This is a genomic window from Serratia sp. BFP-2025, from assembly GCF_050880365.1.
Taxonomy (GTDB): Bacteria; Pseudomonadota; Gammaproteobacteria; order Enterobacterales; family Enterobacteriaceae; genus Serratia; species Serratia surfactantfaciens.
Genome location: NZ_JBPAFV010000001.1, coordinates 102,843 through 121,420 on the forward strand (window position 1 = coordinate 102,843; position 18,578 = coordinate 121,420).

Annotated in this window: 19 protein-coding genes; 14 read left to right on the forward strand and 5 right to left on the reverse strand. The window is 59.8% G+C overall.

The features are described from left to right. Positions 1-61 precede the first annotated feature (61 nt). Complete coding sequence (gene nadK / locus ACRAWE_RS00515) at positions 62-940, reverse strand: NAD(+) kinase (RefSeq protein ID WP_019452304.1); 879 nt, start codon at positions 938-940, stop codon at positions 62-64. Between the two features lie 125 nt (positions 941-1,065). Here nadK and grpE point away from each other — a divergent pair, with 125 nt between their 5' ends. After that, on the forward strand, positions 1,066-1,650 hold the full coding sequence (grpE, locus tag ACRAWE_RS00520) for a nucleotide exchange factor GrpE (protein WP_025159545.1): 585 nt from the start codon (positions 1,066-1,068) through the stop codon (positions 1,648-1,650). A 55-nt stretch (positions 1,651-1,705) separates the two neighbouring features. On the opposite strand, the gene ung is transcribed toward grpE, so the two are convergent. After that, positions 1,706-2,389 (reverse strand): uracil-DNA glycosylase, encoded by a 684-nt coding sequence (gene ung / locus ACRAWE_RS00525; RefSeq protein ID WP_033635636.1) that lies wholly within the window; start codon positions 2,387-2,389, stop codon positions 1,706-1,708. A 346-nt stretch (positions 2,390-2,735) separates the two neighbouring features. On the opposite strand from ung, the gene grcA reads away from it, so the two are divergent. From grcA to ACRAWE_RS00540, 3 genes are all read left to right on the forward strand, one after another. Further along, the gene (grcA, locus tag ACRAWE_RS00530) at positions 2,736-3,119 is read left to right on the forward strand and encodes an autonomous glycyl radical cofactor GrcA (protein WP_004929114.1); all 384 of its coding nucleotides are present in this window, start codon (positions 2,736-2,738) and stop codon (positions 3,117-3,119) included. Positions 3,120-3,307: 188 nt separating this feature from the next. After that, the gene (locus ACRAWE_RS00535; protein ID WP_432524367.1) at positions 3,308-4,270 is read left to right on the forward strand and encodes a phospholipase; all 963 of its coding nucleotides are present in this window, start codon (positions 3,308-3,310) and stop codon (positions 4,268-4,270) included. Then, positions 4,263-5,018, forward strand: a complete 756-nt coding sequence (locus tag ACRAWE_RS00540; RefSeq protein ID WP_197668199.1) for an ankyrin repeat domain-containing protein — start codon at positions 4,263-4,265, stop codon at positions 5,016-5,018. The genes ACRAWE_RS00535 and ACRAWE_RS00540 overlap by 8 nt, the downstream gene beginning before the upstream one ends. 52 nt (positions 5,019-5,070) lie before the next feature. On the opposite strand, the gene srmB is transcribed toward ACRAWE_RS00540, so the two are convergent. Further along, positions 5,071-6,393, reverse strand: a complete 1,323-nt coding sequence (gene srmB, locus ACRAWE_RS00545; RefSeq protein ID WP_197773812.1) for an ATP-dependent RNA helicase SrmB — start codon at positions 6,391-6,393, stop codon at positions 5,071-5,073. A 132-nt stretch (positions 6,394-6,525) separates the two neighbouring features. On the opposite strand from srmB, the gene trmN reads away from it, so the two are divergent. Next, entirely contained in the window at positions 6,526-7,272 is a 747-nt protein-coding gene (gene trmN / locus ACRAWE_RS00550) for a tRNA(1)(Val) (adenine(37)-N(6))-methyltransferase TrmN (RefSeq protein WP_211129592.1), read from the forward strand. 38 nt (positions 7,273-7,310) lie between these two features. Here trmN and nadB read toward each other — a convergent pair whose 3' ends face one another. Beyond that, positions 7,311-8,912: an L-aspartate oxidase gene (nadB, locus tag ACRAWE_RS00555; RefSeq protein WP_019452310.1), complete on the reverse strand. Its 1,602-nt coding sequence runs from the start codon at positions 8,910-8,912 to the stop codon at positions 7,311-7,313. Positions 8,913-9,126: 214 nt separating this feature from the next. Between nadB and rpoE the strand changes: the two genes are divergently transcribed. The 4 genes from rpoE to rseC are packed head-to-tail and all read left to right on the forward strand — an operon-like array spanning position 9,127 to position 11,818. Next, positions 9,127-9,702, forward strand: a complete 576-nt coding sequence (rpoE, locus tag ACRAWE_RS00560; protein WP_004929136.1) for an RNA polymerase sigma factor RpoE — start codon at positions 9,127-9,129, stop codon at positions 9,700-9,702. A gap of 30 nt (positions 9,703-9,732) precedes the next feature. After that, on the forward strand, positions 9,733-10,386 hold the full coding sequence (rseA, locus tag ACRAWE_RS00565) for an anti-sigma-E factor RseA (protein ID WP_019452311.1): 654 nt from the start codon (positions 9,733-9,735) through the stop codon (positions 10,384-10,386). Next, complete coding sequence (gene rseB / locus ACRAWE_RS00570; RefSeq protein WP_019452312.1) at positions 10,386-11,342, forward strand: sigma-E factor regulatory protein RseB; 957 nt, start codon at positions 10,386-10,388, stop codon at positions 11,340-11,342. Before rseA ends, rseB begins: the two co-directional genes overlap by 1 nt. Then, the gene (gene rseC, locus ACRAWE_RS00575; protein WP_432524371.1) at positions 11,342-11,818 is read left to right on the forward strand and encodes a SoxR-reducing system protein RseC; all 477 of its coding nucleotides are present in this window, start codon (positions 11,342-11,344) and stop codon (positions 11,816-11,818) included. The genes rseB and rseC overlap by 1 nt, the downstream gene beginning before the upstream one ends. Here rseC and ACRAWE_RS00580 read toward each other — a convergent pair. After that, complete coding sequence (locus ACRAWE_RS00580) at positions 11,815-12,651, reverse strand: hypothetical protein (protein ID WP_309530577.1); 837 nt, start codon at positions 12,649-12,651, stop codon at positions 11,815-11,817. The two genes, rseC and ACRAWE_RS00580, sit on opposite strands and share 4 nt — an antisense overlap. Before the next feature lie 519 nt (positions 12,652-13,170). On the opposite strand from ACRAWE_RS00580, the gene lepA reads away from it, so the two are divergent. From lepA to recO, 5 genes are all read left to right on the forward strand, one after another. Beyond that, positions 13,171-14,970 carry a translation elongation factor 4 gene (gene lepA, locus ACRAWE_RS00585; RefSeq protein ID WP_019452315.1) on the forward strand — a complete coding sequence of 600 codons (1,800 nt, stop codon included), beginning with the start codon at positions 13,171-13,173 and terminating at the stop codon, positions 14,968-14,970. A 32-nt stretch (positions 14,971-15,002) separates the two neighbouring features. Then, positions 15,003-15,980, forward strand: a complete 978-nt coding sequence (lepB, locus tag ACRAWE_RS00590) for a signal peptidase I (protein ID WP_063919908.1) — start codon at positions 15,003-15,005, stop codon at positions 15,978-15,980. Between the two features lie 236 nt (positions 15,981-16,216). Continuing rightward, the gene (rnc, locus tag ACRAWE_RS00595; protein WP_004929158.1) at positions 16,217-16,897 is read left to right on the forward strand and encodes a ribonuclease III; all 681 of its coding nucleotides are present in this window, start codon (positions 16,217-16,219) and stop codon (positions 16,895-16,897) included. Then, positions 16,894-17,802, forward strand: a complete 909-nt coding sequence (era, locus tag ACRAWE_RS00600) for a GTPase Era (protein WP_004929162.1) — start codon at positions 16,894-16,896, stop codon at positions 17,800-17,802. The genes rnc and era overlap by 4 nt, the downstream gene beginning before the upstream one ends. A 6-nt stretch (positions 17,803-17,808) precedes the next feature. Continuing rightward, positions 17,809-18,540: a DNA repair protein RecO gene (gene recO, locus ACRAWE_RS00605; protein ID WP_019452317.1), complete on the forward strand. Its 732-nt coding sequence runs from the start codon at positions 17,809-17,811 to the stop codon at positions 18,538-18,540. The last annotated feature ends 38 nt before the right edge of the window (positions 18,541-18,578 follow it).

Here is an 18,578-nt window from a genome sequence, read left to right on the forward strand (position 1 = left end):
TAACTGTAGTTTCATACAGTATAAACTGGTTTTATATACAGTAAAGTGGCCGACGCAGATTTTAGAACAATTTTTTCGACCAGCCCAACTTGGTGCTTAACGTGTTGAAATAGCTGTAGTCCTTCGGATGAATCAGATTCAGGTGGAAATCGCTGCGGCGGATCAGCACTTCTTCGCCTTCCTGGATCGGCAGCGCGATCTGGCTGTCGCAGCTGATCTCCAGATCGCTGCCGATCTGCGAAAACTTCAACCGGATGGTGCTGTCGCCGTTGATCACCAGCGGCCGAGCGGAGAGGGTGTGCGGGAACATCGGCACCAGCGCGATCGCTTCCAGCGACGGGGTGAGGATTGGCCCGCCGGCGGAGAGCGAGTAGGCGGTGGATCCGGTCGGGGTGGCGATGATCAGGCCGTCGGAACGCTGCGAGAAGGCGAAGCGATCGTCGATGTACACTTCGAATTCGATCATGTGCGCCACTTTGCCGGGGTGCAGCACCACTTCGTTGATGGCGGTGCTGATGCGGCACTGCTGGTGCTCTTTATGCACGATGGTTTCCAGCAGGAAACGCTGTTCGTCGATATACTCGCCTTCCAGCACGTCCGCCAGCTGCTGCAGGGCGTTGTCGGGATCGAGATCGGTGAGGAAGCCGAGGTTGCCGCGGTTGACCCCGATCACCTTGATGTCGTAGCGCGCCAGCACGCGCGCGGCGCCGAGCATGTTGCCGTCGCCGCCAACCACCACCGCCAGATCGGCCCGCTGGCCAATATCCGCCAGGCTGCCGGTGACGGCGTCTTTCAGCCCCAAATCATGGGCGATTTGGCGTTCGACCATCACCGAATAGCCGCGGGCGACCAGCCAGTGGAACAGCATCTCGTGGGTTGCCAGCGCTGAAGGGTGACGCGGGTGGCCAACAATGCCAATACAGGCGAATTTTTTATTCATTTGTTGTGATTTTCCTCACCGGGACCCGTTTATGCCCCACATTGTGACCGGTTGACTTGAAACCCCGGTTTTGATCCCCATAATAAGCCAAGTTGCGAGATTAATGCTAAAACGCGGAGATATTCATGAGTAGTAAAGAACAGAAGACGCCAAACGAGCAAGTCTCGGAAGAAATGGAACAACACGCTCATCACGAGGATACGCTGCCGGAAGCGGCGGAAGGCGTCGATCTGCGCGATGCGCGTATCGCCGAACTGGAAGCCCAACTGGCGGAAGCGCAGCAGCACGAGCGCGACAGCCTGCTGCGCGCCAAAGCGGAAGCGGAAAACATCCGCCGCCGCGCCGAACTGGACGTCGAGAAAGCGCACAAGTTCGCCCTGGAGAAATTCTCCGGCGATCTGCTGCCGGTGATCGACAACCTGGAGCGCGCGCTGGATCTGGCGGATAAAAACAATCCGGAACTGGCCGCAATGATCGAAGGCATCGAGCTGACGCTGAAATCGCTGCTGGACGTGGTGCGCAAGTACGGCATCGAAATCGTCGGCGACGTCAACGTGCCGTTCAACCCGGAAGTGCATCAGGCGATGAGCATGATGGAATCCGCCGATCACCAGCCGAACCATGTGATGATGGTGATGCAGAAAGGCTACACGCTGAACGGCCGCCTGCTGCGCCCGGCGATGGTCGCGGTCTCCAAAGCCAAGGCGTAATCGCCCCGGCAACGGCATAAAAAAGGCACCCGAGGGTGCCTTTTTTGTCTCTGGGCTACGCCTGCGGCAGGCGCGGCATCCAGTCGATCGGCGTGAGGCCTTGCTGCTCCAGCAGCTGATTGGCCTGCGAGAAGTGGCGGCAGCCGAGGAAACCGCGGTGGGCGGAGAGCGGCGACGGATGCGGCGCTTTCAGCACGTGGTGGCGGTTGCGGTCGATAAAGTTGCCTTTCTTCTGCGCATGCGAGCCCCACAGCAGGAATACCACGCCTTCACGGTTCTCGTTCAGGGCGGCGATCACTTTATCGGTAAAGGTTTCCCAGCCCAGGTTGGCGTGCGAGTGCGCACGGCCGCCTTCTACCGTCAGCACGGTGTTGAGCAGCAGCACTCCCTGCTCGGCCCAGCTTTGCAGGTAGCCGTGATCCGGGCGTTCGAAGCCGGGAATGTCGGTCGCCAGCTCTTTATACATGTTCACCAGCGACGGCGGCGCCGGCACACCGGGGCGTACCGAGAAAGAGAGACCGTGCGCCTGGTTGGGGCCGTGGTAGGGATCCTGGCCGAGGATGACGACCTTGACGTCCGCCAGCTCGGTATAGCGGAAAGCGTTGAACACGTCCTTCTGCGGTGGATAAATGGTCTTACCGGCCTGGCGCTCAGCGGCAACAAAGGCGAGCGTTTCAACAAAATAGGGCTGCTCTTTCTCTTTGCCGATCACGTCATGCCAGGTGAGGGAGGTGGCCATAAACGCTCTCCTTTGTTTTCTTTAGCAATTCATAGGCTATAGCTTACCGTGTCGGCACGCGCAGTGAAACCCGCTTTTCGTTTCTCGCCGTCGCGCGCAATGCAATTATTTTTGAAAATTTACAAAAATAATTGGTTTTTGGCGCGACGGGAAAATTGATATAAAACATAAATTTGCCCCTTCACGCGTTGTGCCTACCCGGTAAAAATTGACTTTAATCAAAGAACTGGCCCGGTCAGGCTGGTATACAGAACAACAAGACAACAATGGTTTTACCAAATGGCCGAAACCAGAATTGGGTTTTCTCACGACGTGAATTTTTACGCCCTTGTACGGAGGCAACATAATGATTACCGGTATTCAAATTACCAAAGCGAACGACCAGGCGCTGGTGAATTCTTTCTGGCTGCTGGACGATGAAAAAGCGGAAGCTCGCTGCGTGTGCGCCAAGGCCAACTACGCGGAAGATCAGGTTGTCGCAGTCAGCGACCTGGGCCAGATCGAATACCGTGAAGTGCCGCTGGAAATGCAGCCGACCGTGCGCGTAGAAGGTGGCCAGCACCTGAACGTCAACGTGCTGCGCCGTGAAACCCTGGAAGACGCGGTCAAGCATCCGGAAAAATACCCGCAGCTGACCATCCGCGTGTCCGGCTATGCGGTGCGCTTCAACTCTCTGACGCCGGAACAGCAGCGCGACGTTATCGCCCGCACCTTTACCGAAAGCCTTTGATCGGCGGCGCAATCGTAGCAATGAGGGAGCTTCGGCTCCCTTTTTTGCGTTTGACGGCCGAAAACCGAACGTGGATCACAATTTGCACAAAGTTAAGCATTCCTAATACAGAACTCATCCGACCTGCCGATAGCTAAATCAGTACCTATTCAGGTGCTCAATAAAAAGTCTATCGACAAGGAGTCGGCATGAGTATGCCTTTAAGTTTTACCTCTGCAGTATCTCCGGTGGCCGCGATCCCTACACCTCGCGCCATCGCCGAGACGGCACCGGCGGCGCAGCCCGCAGCCGCGCCGGCAAGTCCCGCGCCGGTGGCCACCCCCTCTCAGAACACGCTCAATGCGCAGAATCTGTTGAATACGCTGGTCGGCGATCTCTCTGCGGCGGCGCCGACGGCAGCGGCAGCGCCGGGCGTTACCCGGGGGCAGCAATCGCAAGAGGGCGATTATGCGTTGGCGCTGTTGGCCAAGGACGTTTACTCGCTGAACGGCCAGGGCGCCGCCGGGTTCAACCGACTGAGCGACAGCGCGCTGCTCGGTTTCGGCATCGATCCCGCCAGCCTGCACGATGCGGGCAGCGGTTTCCAGGCCGGGGTTTACAGCAACGACAAGCAGTATGTGTTGGCGTTTGCCGGCACCAACGACTGGCGCGACTGGCTGAGCAACGTGCGGCAGGCGACGGGCTATGACGATGTGCAGTACAATCAGGCGGTTGCCGCCGCCAAAAGCGCCAAGGCGGCCTTTGGCGATGCGCTGGTGATCGCCGGCCATTCGCTCGGCGGCGGTCTGGCGGCTACGGCGGCACTGGCGACCGGCACTACGGCGGTCACCTTCAACGCGGCCGGAGTGTCGGATTACACCCTGAATCGCCTGGGCATCGATCCGGCGGCGGCGAAGAAAGATGCCGAAGCCGGTGGCATTCGCCGTTACAGCGAACAATATGACATGCTGACCAGCACTCAGGAATCGACCTCGCTGATCCCGGACGCTATCGGCCACAACATCACCCTGGCCAACAACGATACCCTGACCGGCATCGATGACTGGCGGCCGAGCAAGCACCTGGATCGCAGCCTGACGGCGCACGGCATCGACAAGGTGTTAAGCTCGATGGCGGAACAAAAGCCGTGGGAGGCCAAGGCCAATGCCTGAAGGGCGTCGCTTGCGGCGGGCGCTGGCGATAGCCTTACTGGCGCTGGTCGCGGTGACCGGTTTACTGATGATGGCTAAGGAGCAACAGATGGGGCAGGAGATTTCGCCGTTTGACGGCCGCAGCAATCTGGCGCTGGCTCAGGCGGTGGCGCGCGGCGATACGCAGGGCATCCATGCGCAGGCGACGCAGGATCGTTTGCGCGAGCGGGGCGATCGGCAGGTCACGCTGTTGCAGTGGGCGGTGCTTTCGCAGCAGCCGGGTAGCGTGCAGACGTTGCTGGATCTCGGCGCCGACGCAGCGGCTGCGGGGCTGGACGGCAACAGCGCGCTACACACCGCGGCGATGCTGCAAGACCCGCAGTATCTGCGGTTGCTGTTGACCCAAGGGGGGCAGGTGAACGTGCGCAATGCCGTGACCGGCGCTACGCCGCTGGCGGCGGCGGTATTGGCCGGGCGTGAGGAGCAGCTGCGGCTGTTGCTGGCGGCCGGAGCGGATACCACCTTGAGCGATCGGCTGGGGGATACGCCACTGCATCTGGCGGCGAAGATCAACGCGCCACACCTGGCGCTGCTGCTGTTGCAGGCCGGGGCCGATGCCCGGGCGCGCAACCAGCAGGGCGTCGCGTTCCAGTTTTACTTCTCGCAAACGCCGGCACATTTGCAGAATGACGAGCTGAAGGCGCAGTTCCGCGAGCTGGATAAATGGCTGCAGGGGCATCGTCTTTCCACGCACTACGCGCAGCAGTAAACGCCCATAAAAAAACCGCCTGCACAGGCGGTTTTTTCTTAGGCAGCGGCGGTTATTCCGCGTCGCCGACCGGCTTGGCCTTCGCCTGACGGCGTTTGCCGACGTTTTTGGCGTCGCGATGGCGCACTTTCACCTTGGCCTTTTCTTTGTTCTTCGCTTTATCTTCCGCGCGTTTGGCCAGCACTTTCTTCGATGGCTTGCCGTTGCTCTTCTCGTTCGGCACCTTGGTTTTCGGCCGCAGCTCGTCGATCACGCGCGCTTTCAGCGGCTCGTTCAGGTAACGGCCCACTTTGCCCAGCAGCAGATGGTCGTGCGCTTCCACCAGCGAAATGGCGGTGCCTTTGCGCCCGGCGCGGCCGGTACGGCCGATACGGTGCAGGTAGGTATCCGCAGTGCGCGGCATGTCGAAGTTGAACACGTGGGTGATATCGAGGATATCCAGACCGCGCGCGGCGACGTCGGTGGCGACCAGTACGTTAACCCGGCCATCCATCATGCGTTTAACCGCTTCGTTGCGTTTGGCCTGCACCATTTCGCCTTCGAGATAGCAGGTATTGATGCCCGCTTCGCGCAGCCAGGTGGCCAGCTCGTGCACGCGCTCGCGCTTGCGCACGAAGATCACCGATTTCTGCACGTCCGGCTGCTTCAGCAGATGGATCAGCAGCGCGGTTTTGTGCTGCACGTCATCGGCGCGGTAGTACCACTGCAGGATCTTTTTGCGTTCGCGGCGCGACGGGTCGGCTTCCACTTCCACCGGCTCTTTCAGGATGCGCTCGGCGAATTCGCGGATCGCCTCGCCTTCGAGCGTGGCGGAGAACAGCAGCGTTTGGTTGCGCCAGCGGGTTTCGGCGGAGATGGTTTCGATGTCCTGCGCGAAGCCCATGTCGAGCATGCGGTCGGCTTCGTCGAGGATCAGGGTTTCCACCGCGCGGCAGTCGAAGTTCTCTTCTTTAATGTATTGCAGCAAACGGCCGGTGGTGGCGACCACCACGTCCTGGTTTTCGCTGAACACTTCCGCGTGGTTCATGTAAGCGACGCCGCCGGTGATGGTGGCGATATCCAGCGAGGTATGAGCAGCCAATTCACGCGCCTGGTCGGCGACCTGCATCGCCAGTTCGCGCGTTGGCGTCAGGATCAGCACGCGCGGCGGGCCGGATTTCTTGCGTGGAAAGTCCAGCAGGTGCTGCAACACGGGCAGCAGGAAGGCGGCGGTTTTGCCGGTGCCGGTCGGAGCCGAACCTAAGACGTCGCGCCCGTCCATCGCCGGCGGGATCGCAGCGGCCTGAATGGCAGTGGGGCGATCGTAGCCTTTGTCGCGCAGCGCGTCGATCAGGCGATCATCGAGTTCGAGTTCGGAAAAAGTGGTTGCTGTCATGGTCTACCTCTACTTGGGGCGCCGATTATAGACGGGTTGGCCGCGATCTTCACCTATTTAAGCGGAAAGCCGCTCTTTTCCCGCCCATCAGATTGCCTTATGCTACGCCAGTTTTATAGCCAGGTGGTGAGTGTGAGCAAGCGTTCGAAAGCCGATTTTACCCCGCGCCGCGGGGGTTTTACCTTTAAACAATTCTTTGTTGCCCACGATCGTTGCGCCATGAAAGTGGGCACCGACGGGGTGTTGCTCGGTGCCTGGGTGCCGCTGGGGCAGGCCCGCCGGGTGCTGGATATCGGCAGCGGCAGCGGCCTGATCGCGCTGATGCTGGCGCAGCGCAGCGGCGACGAGGTGACCATCGACGCGGTGGAGCTGGATGAGGCCGCCGCCGGCCAGGCGCGCGAAAACGCGGCAGAATCGCCGTGGCCGCAGCGCATCCGCGTGCATGCGCAGGATATTCACCATTATGCGCAGCAGCATGCCGCTGAGTATGATCTGATCGTCAGCAACCCGCCGTATTTCGAGCCGGCGGTGGCCTGCCGCGACCAGGCGCGCCACAACGCGCGTTACACCGAAACCCTGACGCACGACGCGCTGTTGGCCTGCGCGGCGCAGCTGCTGGTGGAGCAAGGAACGTTCTGCGTGGTGCTGCCGCACGACATCGGCGCCGAATTTGAACGCCTGGCGCAGCAAAGCGGCTGGCACACGGCGGCGAAAGTGAACATCAGCGATCGGGCCGATACGCCGCTGCACCGGGTGCTGCTGGCGCTGACGCGTAAGGAAACGCCGCTGCGGGAGCAGGCGCTGGCGATCAAACAGGCCGACGGCAGCTATACCGACGATTTCCGCCGGTTGATAGCCGACTTTTACCTGTTCTACTGAAAAGAAAAGGGCGCCGATAAGGCGCCCTGTCGCATGGTTTAAGGCTGCAAGATGGTCGGCAGCGCTTCCGGCAGCAAATCCGGGTAGTCCAGCGTGTAGTGCAGGCCGCGGCTCTCTTTGCGCGCCATGGCGCTGCGCACGATAAGCTCGGCCACCTGCACCAGATTGCGCAGCTCCAGCAGGTTATTGGAGATGCGGAAGTGGGCGTAGTATTCGTCGATTTCCGCCTGCAGCGTGTTGATGCGGCGCAGGGCGCGCTCCAGCCGCTTGGTGGTGCGCACGATGCCGACGTAATCCCACATGAACAGCCGCAGCTCGTGCCAGTTGTGCTGAATCACCACCCGTTCGTCCGCATCGTCCACCCGGCTTTCATCCCAGTGCGGCACCTGTTTGGCCTGCTGGATGAACGGCAGGCGCTGCAGAATGTCTTCCGCCGCCGACCAACCGTAAACCAGGCATTCCAGCAGCGAATTCGACGCCATGCGGTTGGCGCCGTGCAGGCCGGTGTAGCTGACCTCGCCGATGGCGTACAGCCCGTCGAGATCGGTGCGGCCGTGCTGATCGACCATCACGCCGCCACAGGTGTAGTGCGCCGCCGGGACGATCGGGATCGGTTGCCGGGTCAGATCGAAGCCCAGCGTCAGCAGCTTTTCGTGGATCATCGGGAAGTGCTGGGTGATGAACTCCGCCGGCTTGTGGCTGATGTCCAGGTACATGCAGTCGGCGCCCAGGCGCTTCATTTCATGGTCGATGGCGCGGGCGACGATATCGCGCGGGGCCAGTTCGCCGCGCGGGTCGAAATCCGGCATAAAGCGGCTGCCGTCCGGGCGCTTCAGGTAAGCCCCTTCGCCACGCAGCGCTTCGGTCAGCAGGAAGTTGCGCGCCTGCGGATGGAACAGGCAGGTCGGGTGGAACTGGTTGAACTCCAGGTTGGCGACCCGGCAGCCGGCGCGCCAGGCCATGGCGATGCCGTCGCCGGAGGAGATGTCCGGGTTGGTGGTGTATTGGTACACCTTGGCCGCGCCGCCGGTCGCCAGCACCACCGTTTTGGCGCGGTAGGTTTCCACCCGCTCCAGCTCGCGGTTCCAGACGTAAGCGCCCACTACGCGGCGGGTACCCGGCAGGCCGATCTTGTTCGACGTGATAAGGTCGACCGCGTTGCGGCGTTCCATCACGCAAATATTGGGGTGAGCGCTTGCTTTCCCTACCAGCGTGGTCTCTACTTCCTTACCGGTAGCGTCCGCGGCGTGCAGGATGCGGCGATGGCTATGGCCGCCTTCGCGCGTGAGGTGATAATGCTCCTCGCCCTGCGCGTTGACCTCGGTGTCGAACAGCACGCCCTGATCGATCAGCCACTGCACGCAGTGGCGCGCGTTGCCGGCGATGAACTCGACGGCCTCTTTGTCGCACAGGCCGGCGCCGGCAATCAAAGTGTCATCAACGTGTGAGGCAATGCTGTCCGTCTCATCGAACACCGCGGCGATCCCGCCCTGGGCGTAAAAGGTGGCCCCCTCGCTGAGTGGCCCCTTGCTGAGAACGGTAACCTTGCAATGCTGCGCCAGGCGCAGCGCCAGTGACAGGCCCGCAGCGCCGCTGCCGACGATCAGTACATCGCTAACATGTTCAGATGATGGTTGCATAACGTATGATGTGTGCAGAAGAAGAGTGAATTTCATGTTAGCCTAACTGTCCGGGCAAAAGCCACGGATAGGGTGACATCAACAGAAAAAACAATGGCGATATGGAACTTCGTGTTCTATATGAACTCCAAGCGAGTGCTTGCTCAGGAAAATAATGTATGGCTGGCAGTACAATTTTACGCGTGGAGACGGATTTGGGGAGAGTTTACCTCGGATGAGCGAGCAGTTAACGGATCAAGTTCTGGTTGAGCGGGTCCAAAAGGGCGACCAGAAATCGTTTAACCTACTGGTAGTGCGCTATCAGCATAAGGTGGCGAGTCTAGTTTCCCGCTATGTGCCGCAGGGCGATGTGCCCGATGTGGTGCAGGAGTCGTTTATCAAGGCCTATCGCGCACTGGAATCGTTCCGTGGCGACAGCGCTTTTTATACCTGGTTGTATCGAATCGCCGTGAACACGGCAAAGAATTATCTGGTTGCTCAGGGGCGCCGTCCGCCATCCAGTGATGTGGACGCCAACGATGCGGAAAATTACGAAAGTGCGGGCGCACTGAAAGAAATTTCGAACCCTGAGAACTTAATGTTGTCAGAAGAGCTGAGACAGATAGTTTTCCGTACCATTGAGTCGCTCCCAGAGGATCTTCGCATGGCGATTACCCTGCGGGAGTTGGATGGTCTAAGCTACGAAGAGATAGCTGCCATCATGGATTGCCCGGTCGGAACCGTACGTTCGCGTATTTTTCGCGCCCGGGAAGCTATCGATAATAAAGTTCAACCGCTGATCCAGCGTTAGCAATGGCGGGCACAGGAAGGGTACTTAGGCATGCAGAAAGAAAAGCTTTCCGCTCTGATGGATGGTGAATCGTTCGACAGCGAGCTGTTGAGTTCTCTGTCGCAAGATCGAACGCTTCAACAAAGCTGGCAGAGCTATCACCTGATACGTGACACGCTGCGGGGTGATATCGGACAAGTGATGCATTTCGATATCGCCGATCGCGTCGCCGCTGCACTTGAGAAAGAACCTGCCCGGCTGGTGCCTTCTGCCGTTCAGGAATCTCAACCGCAGCCGCACACCTGGCAGAAAATGCCGTTCTGGCACAAAGTGCGTCCTTGGGCGAGCCAGATTACGCAAATCGGCATGGCGGCCTGCGTGTCGCTGGCGGTGATCGTCGGCGTGCAGCACTACAACCAGCCCGCTGCGTCATCGAACGCGTCCGAATCGCCGGCCTTCACTACACTGCCGATCATGGGCCAAGCCTCACCGGTCAGCCTGGGCGTCCCGGCCGACAGTTTCTCCACCGGCAGCGGCCAACAGCAGCAGGTGCAGGAACAGCGTAAGCGTATCAACGCTATGCTGCAGGACTATGAACTGCAACGTCGCCTGCATTCGGATCAGCTGCAGCTTGAGCAAAGCAACCCGCAACAGGCTGCCATTCAGGTTCCCGGAACTCAGTCTTTAGGAATGCAACAGCAGTAATGAAGCAAATCTGGTTCTCCGTTTGTTTATTGACGGGCAGCCTGCTCTATTCCAGCATCGCCCCGGCGCAGCCGACTGCGTCCGGGGCGTTATTGCAACAGATGAGCAGTGCCAGCCGTTCTCTCAATTACGAGCTCGCCTACATCAGCATCAGCAAGCAGGGAATCGAGTCGTTGCGCTATCGCCATGCGGTGATCGGCAACGTGCCGCTCGGCCAGTTGCTGCATATGGACGGCCCGCGCCGCGAAGTGCTACAGCGCGGCGGCGGGATCAGTTACTTCGAACCCGGCCTTGAGCCGTTCACGCTCACCGGCGATCACATCGTCGATGCGCTGCCGGCCATTGTCTATGCCGATTTCGATCGCCTGGCCAAGTACTACGACTTCATTTCCGTGGGTAGCACCCGCATCGCCGATCGGCCGTGTGAAGTGCTGCGCGTGGTGGCGCGCGACGGCTCCCGCTACAGCTACATCGTCTGGATGGACGAGGACACCAAGCTGCCGCTGCGGGTGGATTTGCTCGATCGCGACGGCGAAACGCTGGAGCAATATCGGGTGATCTCCTTCGCGGTCGGCGCCGATGTGCAGGGCGCGATGCAGGGGCTGCTCAAAGCCAATTTGCCGCCGCTGTTGTCGCTGCCGGCGGTGGAAAAGGTCCAGCTGAGCTGGAGCACCGGTTGGTTGCCGGCCGGGGTGGACGAGGTGGCGCGCAATCGCCGTAAATTGCCGAATGTCGCCGTGCCGGTTGAATCCCGGCTCTACAGCGACGGCCTGTTCAGCTTCTCGGTCAACGTCAGCCCGGCGGGCAGCGGTGCCGGGCAGCAGTACTACCGTCAGGGGCGCCGCACCATTCAGACCGAAGTGCGCGCGGGCAACGAAATCACGATTGTGGGCGAATTGCCGCCGGCGACGGCCAAGCGCATCGCCGACAGCATTTCTTTCAAGGTATCGCCGTAATGATGAAAGAGTGGGCCACGGTGGTTTCGTGGCAACAGGGCGTAGCGCTGCTGCGCTGTGAACCCAAGGCCGGCTGTGGCAGCTGCACTGCGCGTTCCGGCTGCGGCGCGCGTGCGCTGAACGAGCTGGTGCCGGAAACCGAGCATCAGCTGCAGGTGCGTATCGATCAGCCGCTCGAGCCGGGGCAGCGCGTCGAGGTCGGCATTGCGGAAGGCAGCCTGCTGCGCTCCGCCATGCTGGTTTACCTGACGCCGCTGCTGGGCATGATGCTGGGCGGCACGCTGCTGCAATATGGCTTCGGCAGCGACGCCTCGGCGGCAGTGGGTGCCGTGTTGGGTGGCGGGGCGGCCTTTATGCTGGCGCGCCGGTTGGCCCGGCGCCTGGGCGAGCAGGCCGATTATCAGCCGGTGGTGCTGCAGATTGGCTTGCCGCCTACCACGATGCGCATGCAGGCGGAAAATTCTCCGCTGATTTAAACCGACGGCCGCGTCATCGCCGGGGTGTGATAGGCGGGGATGCGGTTGTGGATCATATGTTCCAGCAGCGCGATGAACAGATCGGCGCTGAGCAACGAATCATAGTTAATAGCGAACAGCACATTTCCCTGGCCGTCGAGTAAACGGATGCCGCGCTGCGGATGGTTTTCCAGCGCGCGGATCTGTTCGATCGGCACATTGCCCCGTTCAGTCGTCAGCAGGGTGGCGCTCAGCCGCAGCGTATTCGCCGGTGTGCCTTGCCGCTTGCCGAGCAGCAGTTGCCACAACCAGCGCGCGTCGCCCTCAACGGTGTGAAACGACACCGTCTCCCCCTGATAAAGCGTATTCAACGCCAGCGGCCCGCGCTGCTGCAACTGCTGATCGACGATCACGTCCGCCAGCCGCCACGAATGGGCGACATTGCTGAAGACCGTACACCAGGGCTGATCCGCGCCAGTGCGAAACGCCGTGACGTCGAGCCACCCGCCGAAAGCCTTACCGCCGCGAAAGCGATAGATGTCGCCGATTTTCTCAAACGGGATGAAACGCTCTTTGTGATGATGGCCGTCAAAGACCCGTACGCCGTGTTCATACAGGCGATAGGTCAGCGCCGGACGCAGATAATGCCGCAGCGCCAGCAGCGTACAGCCGAGTAAAATCGTGCCCGCGCCGGCCTGCAGCAGCGTGATGGCTTCGCTCTCATCAATGCTGCTCAGCAGCGGCAGCACCAACAGCGCCGCTCCCACGCTAAACAGCAACGCCGCCGCCGCCAGAATGCCCCAGTTGACCTTCGAAAAATCGTGCCGGCTCAGCATTTGCCCTTTATCGATCATGATGCACCTTCCAATCAACGTACGCAGATATGCTGGTGAACCCCGGTGGGCTGCCGATGTAGTGCCCGGAATAATGTTTTGTCGCGGAGTTCACGCCCTTTCTATCCGAGGGAAGGCAGTGGCGTATATGGGGTTTTTCCTAAACGCAGAGGGGCGAAATTGAATTCTAAGAGGTTGATCCAAATATTCTTTTTTTATAATTTCGGAGAGGGTTTATTGCGTTGCGGCCGCTTATGTATTAACACCGGGGTTTGGCTGCTGCGGAGGCGGTGCCAGCCTTGGGTTCGGGTGGCATCGCTCGTGTTAACATCTGTTTTCACAACCTGGAGCGCCCTGTAACATTAAGCCGCGCATAATAGAGTGCCTTCACTGCACCGATCGCTAGGTTTTCAGTGGTGTGGCATGTAGAATGCAGCGATTCAGGTGCAAGACGGCCTAACCCATTCACTGTCGCTTTAGGTCCATGCGGGTTTCTATAGGCGAGTAATTCAGAAATACCAAGGCAGAAAAACTTTTATAATGAAGCATATACGAAATTTCTCCATTATTGCCCATATTGACCACGGTAAGTCGACGCTGTCTGACCGCATTATCCAAATCTGCGGCGGCTTGTCCGACCGTGAAATGGCTGCGCAGGTGCTCGATTCCATGGATCTGGAGCGCGAGCGCGGCATCACCATCAAAGCGCAGAGCGTTACGCTGGATTATAAAGCGCTGGATGGGCAGACCTATCAGCTCAACTTTATCGACACCCCTGGCCACGTCGACTTCTCCTATGAAGTTTCCCGCTCGCTGGCGGCCTGCGAAGGCGCGCTGCTGGTGGTGGACGCCGGCCAGGGCGTAGAAGCCCAGACGCTGGCCAACTGCTACACCGCGATCGAAATGGATCTGGAAGTGGTGCCGGTGCTGAACAAAATCGACCTGCCGGCCGCCGATCCGGATCGCGCCGCGCAGGAAATTGAAGACATCGTCGGCATCGACGCCACCGATGCGGTGCGCTGCTCGGCCAAAACCGGCGTCGGCGTGCCCGACGTGCTGGAGCGTCTGGTGCGCGACATTCCTGCGCCGCAGGGCGATCCGGATGCGCCGCTGCAGGCGTTGATCATCGACTCCTGGTTCGATAACTACCTGGGCGTCGTGTCTCTGGTGCGCGTCAAGAACGGTACGCTGCGCAAGGGCGACAAGATCAAGGTCATGAGCACCGGCCAGGTGTACAACGCCGATCGCCTGGGCATCTTCACGCCGAAGCAGGTCGATCGCGACGTGCTGAACTGTGGCGAAGTGGGTTGGCTGGTCTGTGCGATCAAAGACATCCTCGGTGCGCCGGTGGGCGATACCCTGACGCAGGCGCGTCAGCCGGCGGATAAAGCGCTGCCGGGCTTCAAGAAAGTGAAGCCGCAGGTGTACGCCGGTCTGTTCCCAATCAGCTCCGACGACTATGAATCCTTCCGCGATGCGCTGGGCAAGCTCAGCCTCAACGACGCCTCCCTGTTCTACGAACCGGAAAGCTCCACCGCGTTGGGCTTCGGCTTCCGCTGTGGCTTCCTCGGTCTGTTGCACATGGAGATCATTCAGGAACGTCTGGAGCGTGAATACGATCTGGATCTGATCACCACCGCGCCGACGGTAGTCTACGAAGTGGAAACCACCGGCAAGGAAGTGATCTACGTCGACAGCCCGTCCAAGCTGCCGCCGTTGAACAACATCCAGGAACTGCGCGAGCCGATCGCCGAATGTCACATGCTGATGCCTCAGGAATACCTGGGCAACGTCATCACCCTGTGCGTAGAAAAGCGCGGCGTACAGACCAACATGGTCTACCACGGCAACCAGGTGGCGCTGACCTATGAAATCCCGATGGCGGAAGTGGTGCTCGACTTCTTCGACCGCCTGAAGTCCACGTCGCGCGGTTATGCGTCGCTGGATTACAACTTCAAGCGCTTCCAGGCTTCCGACATGGTGCGCGTGGACGTGCTGATCAACAACGAGCGCGTGGATGCGCTGGCGCTGATCACCCACCGCGACAACTCGCAGTATCGCGGCCGTGAACTGGTGGAGAAGATGAAAGATCTGATCCCGCGTCAGCAGTTCGATATCGCGATTCAGGCGGCGATCGGCACGCACATCATCGCGCGCTCCACCGTGAAGCAATTGCGTAAAAACGTGTTGGCGAAGTGCTACGGCGGCGACGTCAGCCGTAAGAAAAAGCTGCTGCAGAAACAGAAAGACGGTAAGAAGCGCATGAAGCAGGTCGGCAACGTCGAGCTGCCGCAGGAAGCGTTCCTGGCCATTCTGCACGTGGGCAAAGACGGCAAGTAACCGCGACGAGTTCGCGAAACGAGGGAGTTTGCATGGCGAATATGTTTGCCCTGATCCTGGCGTTGGCCACCCTGGTCACCGGGATCATCTGGTGCTTCGAGCGCTTTAAATGGGCTCCGGCCCGCCGCGCGAAGATCGCGGCGGTCAACGAACAGACTGCGGGCGCCGTAGACGATAAAACGCTGGCGAAAGTGGCGAAGCAGCCAGGTTGGGTAGAGACCGGCGCTTCGGTCTTCCCGGTGCTGCTGCTGGTGTTTGTGGTGCGTTCGTTTATTTACGAACCGTTCCAGATCCCGTCCGGCTCAATGATGCCGACGCTGTTGATTGGCGATTTCATTCTGGTGGAGAAATATGCTTACGGCATTAAAGATCCGATTACCCAGACCACGCTAATTGAAACCGGTCATCCGAAGCGCGGCGATATCGCGGTATTTAAATATCCGCTGGATCCAAAACTGGATTATATCAAGCGCGTGATCGGCCTGCCGGGCGATCGTATTACTTACGATCCGATAAATAAGCGCGTCACGGTGCAGCCGTCATGCAACAGCGGGCAGTCCTGCGACACCGCGCTGGCGGTGACCTACGCCGACGCGCAGCCGAGCGACTTCGTGCAGTTGTTCAGCCGCAGCGGCATGGGCGAGGCCAGCAACGGTTTCTACCAGATCCCGCTGAACGACGACGTGCCGCCGGGCGGCATTCGCCTGCGTGAGCGTCAGGAGAGCCTGGGCAACGTGACGCACCGTATCCTGACTGTGCCGGATGCACAGGATCGGGTGGGCGCTTACTATCAACAGCCGGGTAAACCGCTGGCGGAGTGGGTGGTGCCTGCCGGGCATTACTTCATGATGGGCGACAACCGCGACAACAGCGCGGACAGCCGTTACTGGGGCTTTGTGCCGGAGAAGAATCTGGTGGGCAAAGCCACGGCCATCTGGATGAGCTTTGAAAAGCAGGAAGGTGAGTGGCCGACCGGCGTGCGTTTCAGCCGGATTGGCGGCATTCATTAATCGCTGACTTATTTTCCGTAAATTTCACGCCGCAGCCTACTGCGGCGTGAAAGATTAAGGGGATATAAACACAGCATTATGTTTCCACTCGTTGTAGAATACTTTCTCGAGCGATAAAAAGTTGGTTCTCTGCTGGGAGCCACTGCAAACGAAACAGCTTTGGATCGGCTTTCAGCGAAGCAGGCCTGTTCCGTATGCTGCAAGTTTTTGACGCATTCTTGATCTATTGGTAACTCATGAATCCCATCGTAATAAACAGGCTGCAGCGGAAGCTGGGCTACACTTTTCAACAGCAGGAGCTTTTACTGCAGGCTTTGACTCACCGCAGCGCCAGCAGTAAACACAATGAACGTCTTGAGTTTCTGGGTGACTCGATTCTGAGCTTTGTCATCGCCAATGCGCTCTATCACCGCTTTCCTCGCGTAGACGAGGGCGATATGAGCCGCATGCGCGCCACGCTGGTGCGCGGCAACACGCTGGCGGAGATGGCGCGCGAGTTTGACCTGGGTGAATGTCTGCGGCTTGGGCCGGGCGAATTGAAAAGTGGTGGGTTCCGCCGCGAGTCAATCCTGGCGGATACGGTGGAGGCATTGATCGGCGGCGTGTTCCTGGACAGCGACATTCAGACCGTTGAACGACTGATTTTGGACTGGTATCGCAGCCGATTGGACGAAATCAGCCCCGGTGATAAGCAGAAAGACCCGAAAACCCGTTTGCAGGAGTTTTTGCAGGGGCGTCATCTGCCGTTGCCTTCTTATTTGGTGGTGCAGGTTCGCGGTGAAGCGCACGACCAAGAGTTTACCATCCACTGCCAGGTGAGTGGTTTGAGCGAGCCCGTAGTGGGCACCGGCTCGAGCCGCCGTAAAGCCGAGCAGGCGGCAGCGGAACAAGCGCTGAAAAAGCTGGAGCTTGAATGAGCGAAGTAAAACAACACTGCGGTTTCATCGCCATCGTCGGCCGCCCGAACGTGGGCAAATCGACGTTGCTGAACCAACTGCTGGGGCAGAAGGTTTCCATTACGTCGCGTAAGCCGCAGACGACCCGTCACCGCATCATGGGCATCGACACCGATGGCGCCTATCAGGCGATCTACGTCGATACCCCTGGGCTGCACATCGAAGAAAAACGCGCCATCAACCGTTTGATGAACCGCGCGGCCAGCAGCTCGATCGGCGACGTCGAACTGGTGATCTTCGTGGTCGAAGGCACCAACTGGACCGCCGACGACGAAATGGTGGTCAACAAGCTGCGCAGCCTGCGCTGCCCGGTATTGCTGGCGATCAACAAGGTTGATAACGTCACCGACAAATCCAAGCTGTTGCCGCACATCGCGTTCCTCAGCCAGCAGATGAATTTCCTCGACGTGGTGCCTATCTCCGCCGAGAAAGGGATGAACGTCGACACCATCGCCGGTATCGTGCGCAAACTGCTGCCGGAAGCGGAACACCACTTCCCGGAAGATTACATCACCGATCGCTCCCAGCGCTTTATGGCGTCTGAGATCATTCGCGAGAAGCTGATGCGTTTCCTGGGTGAAGAGCTGCCGTATTCGGTGACGGTGGAAATCGAACAGTTCGTGGCCAACGATCGCGGTGGTTACGATGTGCACGGCCTGATCCTGGTCGAGCGCGAAGGCCAGAAGAAAATGGTCATCGGCAACAAGGGCGCCAAGATCAAAACCATCGGCATCGAAGCGCGCCAGGACATGGAACAGATGTTCGACGCCAAAGTGCATCTGGAGCTGTGGGTGAAAGTGAAATCCGGTTGGGCGGACGACGAACGTGCGCTGCGCAGCCTGGGCTACGTTGACGATCTGAAGTAACGATCCGTGGACGGCTGGGAGCGCGCTTTCGTCCTGCATGGGCGGCCGTACAGTGAAACCAGTCTGATGCTGGATCTGTTTACCGAAGGTCATGGGCGGGTGCGCTTGCTGGCGAAAGGCGCGCGCAGCCGCCGCTCCAATCTGAAGGGCTGTCTGCAGCCCTTTACCCCTCTGTTAGTGCGCTGGGGCGGCCGCGGCGAAGTGAAAACGCTGCGCAACGCCGAAGCGGTCTCTCTCGGTTTACCCCTCAGCGGCATGATGCTCTACAGCGGCCTGTATGTGAACGAACTGCTGGCGCGGGTGCTGGAGCAGGAAGCCAACTACTCGGTGCTGTTCTTCGACTATCTGCAATGCCTGCAGGCGCTGGCGGCGGAAGACAGTTCGCCGGAGCAGGCGCTGCGCCAGTTCGAGCTGGCCTTGTTGCATCACCTCGGCTACGGCCTCGATTTTCTGCACTGCGCCGGCAGCGGCCTGCCGGTGGATGACGCCATGACCTACCGTTACCGCGAAGAGAAAGGCTTTATCGCCAGCCTGGTGGTGGATCATTACAGCTTCACCGGCCGCGAACTGCGTGCGCTGGCGGAGCGTCAGTTTCCCGATGCCGACACGCTGCGCGCCGCCAAGCGTTTCACCCGCATGGCGCTGAAACCCTACCTCGGCGGCAAGCCGTTGAAGAGCCGCGAACTGTTTCGCCAGTTCGTGCGCAAACAGCCGAATACGCCGGTCGACGACGCCTGACCTTTTCCCCTTTTGCCGTCCTGCGCCCGCGTGTACAC

Excerpts from the sequence above, each read along its gene's own strand:
- grcA (WP_004929114.1), top strand. The coding sequence starts at position 2,736 with ATGATTACCGGTATTCAAATTACCAAAGCGAACGACCAGGCGCTGGTG.
- rseB (WP_019452312.1), top strand. The coding sequence starts at position 10,386 with ATGAAGCAAATCTGGTTCTCCGTTTGTTTATTGACGGGCAGCCTGCTC.
- srmB (WP_197773812.1), bottom strand. The coding sequence starts at position 6,393 with ATGACAGCAACCACTTTTTCCGAACTCGAACTCGATGATCGCCTGATC.
- ACRAWE_RS00540 (WP_197668199.1), top strand. The coding sequence starts at position 4,263 with ATGCCTGAAGGGCGTCGCTTGCGGCGGGCGCTGGCGATAGCCTTACTG.
- nadB (WP_019452310.1), bottom strand. The coding sequence starts at position 8,912 with ATGCAACCATCATCTGAACATGTTAGCGATGTACTGATCGTCGGCAGC.
- rpoE (WP_004929136.1), top strand. The coding sequence starts at position 9,127 with ATGAGCGAGCAGTTAACGGATCAAGTTCTGGTTGAGCGGGTCCAAAAG.
- era (WP_004929162.1), top strand. The coding sequence starts at position 16,894 with ATGAGCGAAGTAAAACAACACTGCGGTTTCATCGCCATCGTCGGCCGC.
- nadK (WP_019452304.1), bottom strand. The coding sequence starts at position 940 with ATGAATAAAAAATTCGCCTGTATTGGCATTGTTGGCCACCCGCGTCAC.
- lepA (WP_019452315.1), top strand. The coding sequence starts at position 13,171 with ATGAAGCATATACGAAATTTCTCCATTATTGCCCATATTGACCACGGT.
- grpE (WP_025159545.1), top strand. The coding sequence starts at position 1,066 with ATGAGTAGTAAAGAACAGAAGACGCCAAACGAGCAAGTCTCGGAAGAA.
- lepB (WP_063919908.1), top strand. The coding sequence starts at position 15,003 with ATGGCGAATATGTTTGCCCTGATCCTGGCGTTGGCCACCCTGGTCACC.
- rseA (WP_019452311.1), top strand. The coding sequence starts at position 9,733 with ATGCAGAAAGAAAAGCTTTCCGCTCTGATGGATGGTGAATCGTTCGAC.
- rseC (WP_432524371.1), top strand. The coding sequence starts at position 11,342 with ATGATGAAAGAGTGGGCCACGGTGGTTTCGTGGCAACAGGGCGTAGCG.
- rnc (WP_004929158.1), top strand. The coding sequence starts at position 16,217 with ATGAATCCCATCGTAATAAACAGGCTGCAGCGGAAGCTGGGCTACACT.
- ung (WP_033635636.1), bottom strand. The coding sequence starts at position 2,389 with ATGGCCACCTCCCTCACCTGGCATGACGTGATCGGCAAAGAGAAAGAG.
- ACRAWE_RS00535 (WP_432524367.1), top strand. The coding sequence starts at position 3,308 with ATGAGTATGCCTTTAAGTTTTACCTCTGCAGTATCTCCGGTGGCCGCG.
- ACRAWE_RS00580 (WP_309530577.1), bottom strand. The coding sequence starts at position 12,651 with ATGATCGATAAAGGGCAAATGCTGAGCCGGCACGATTTTTCGAAGGTC.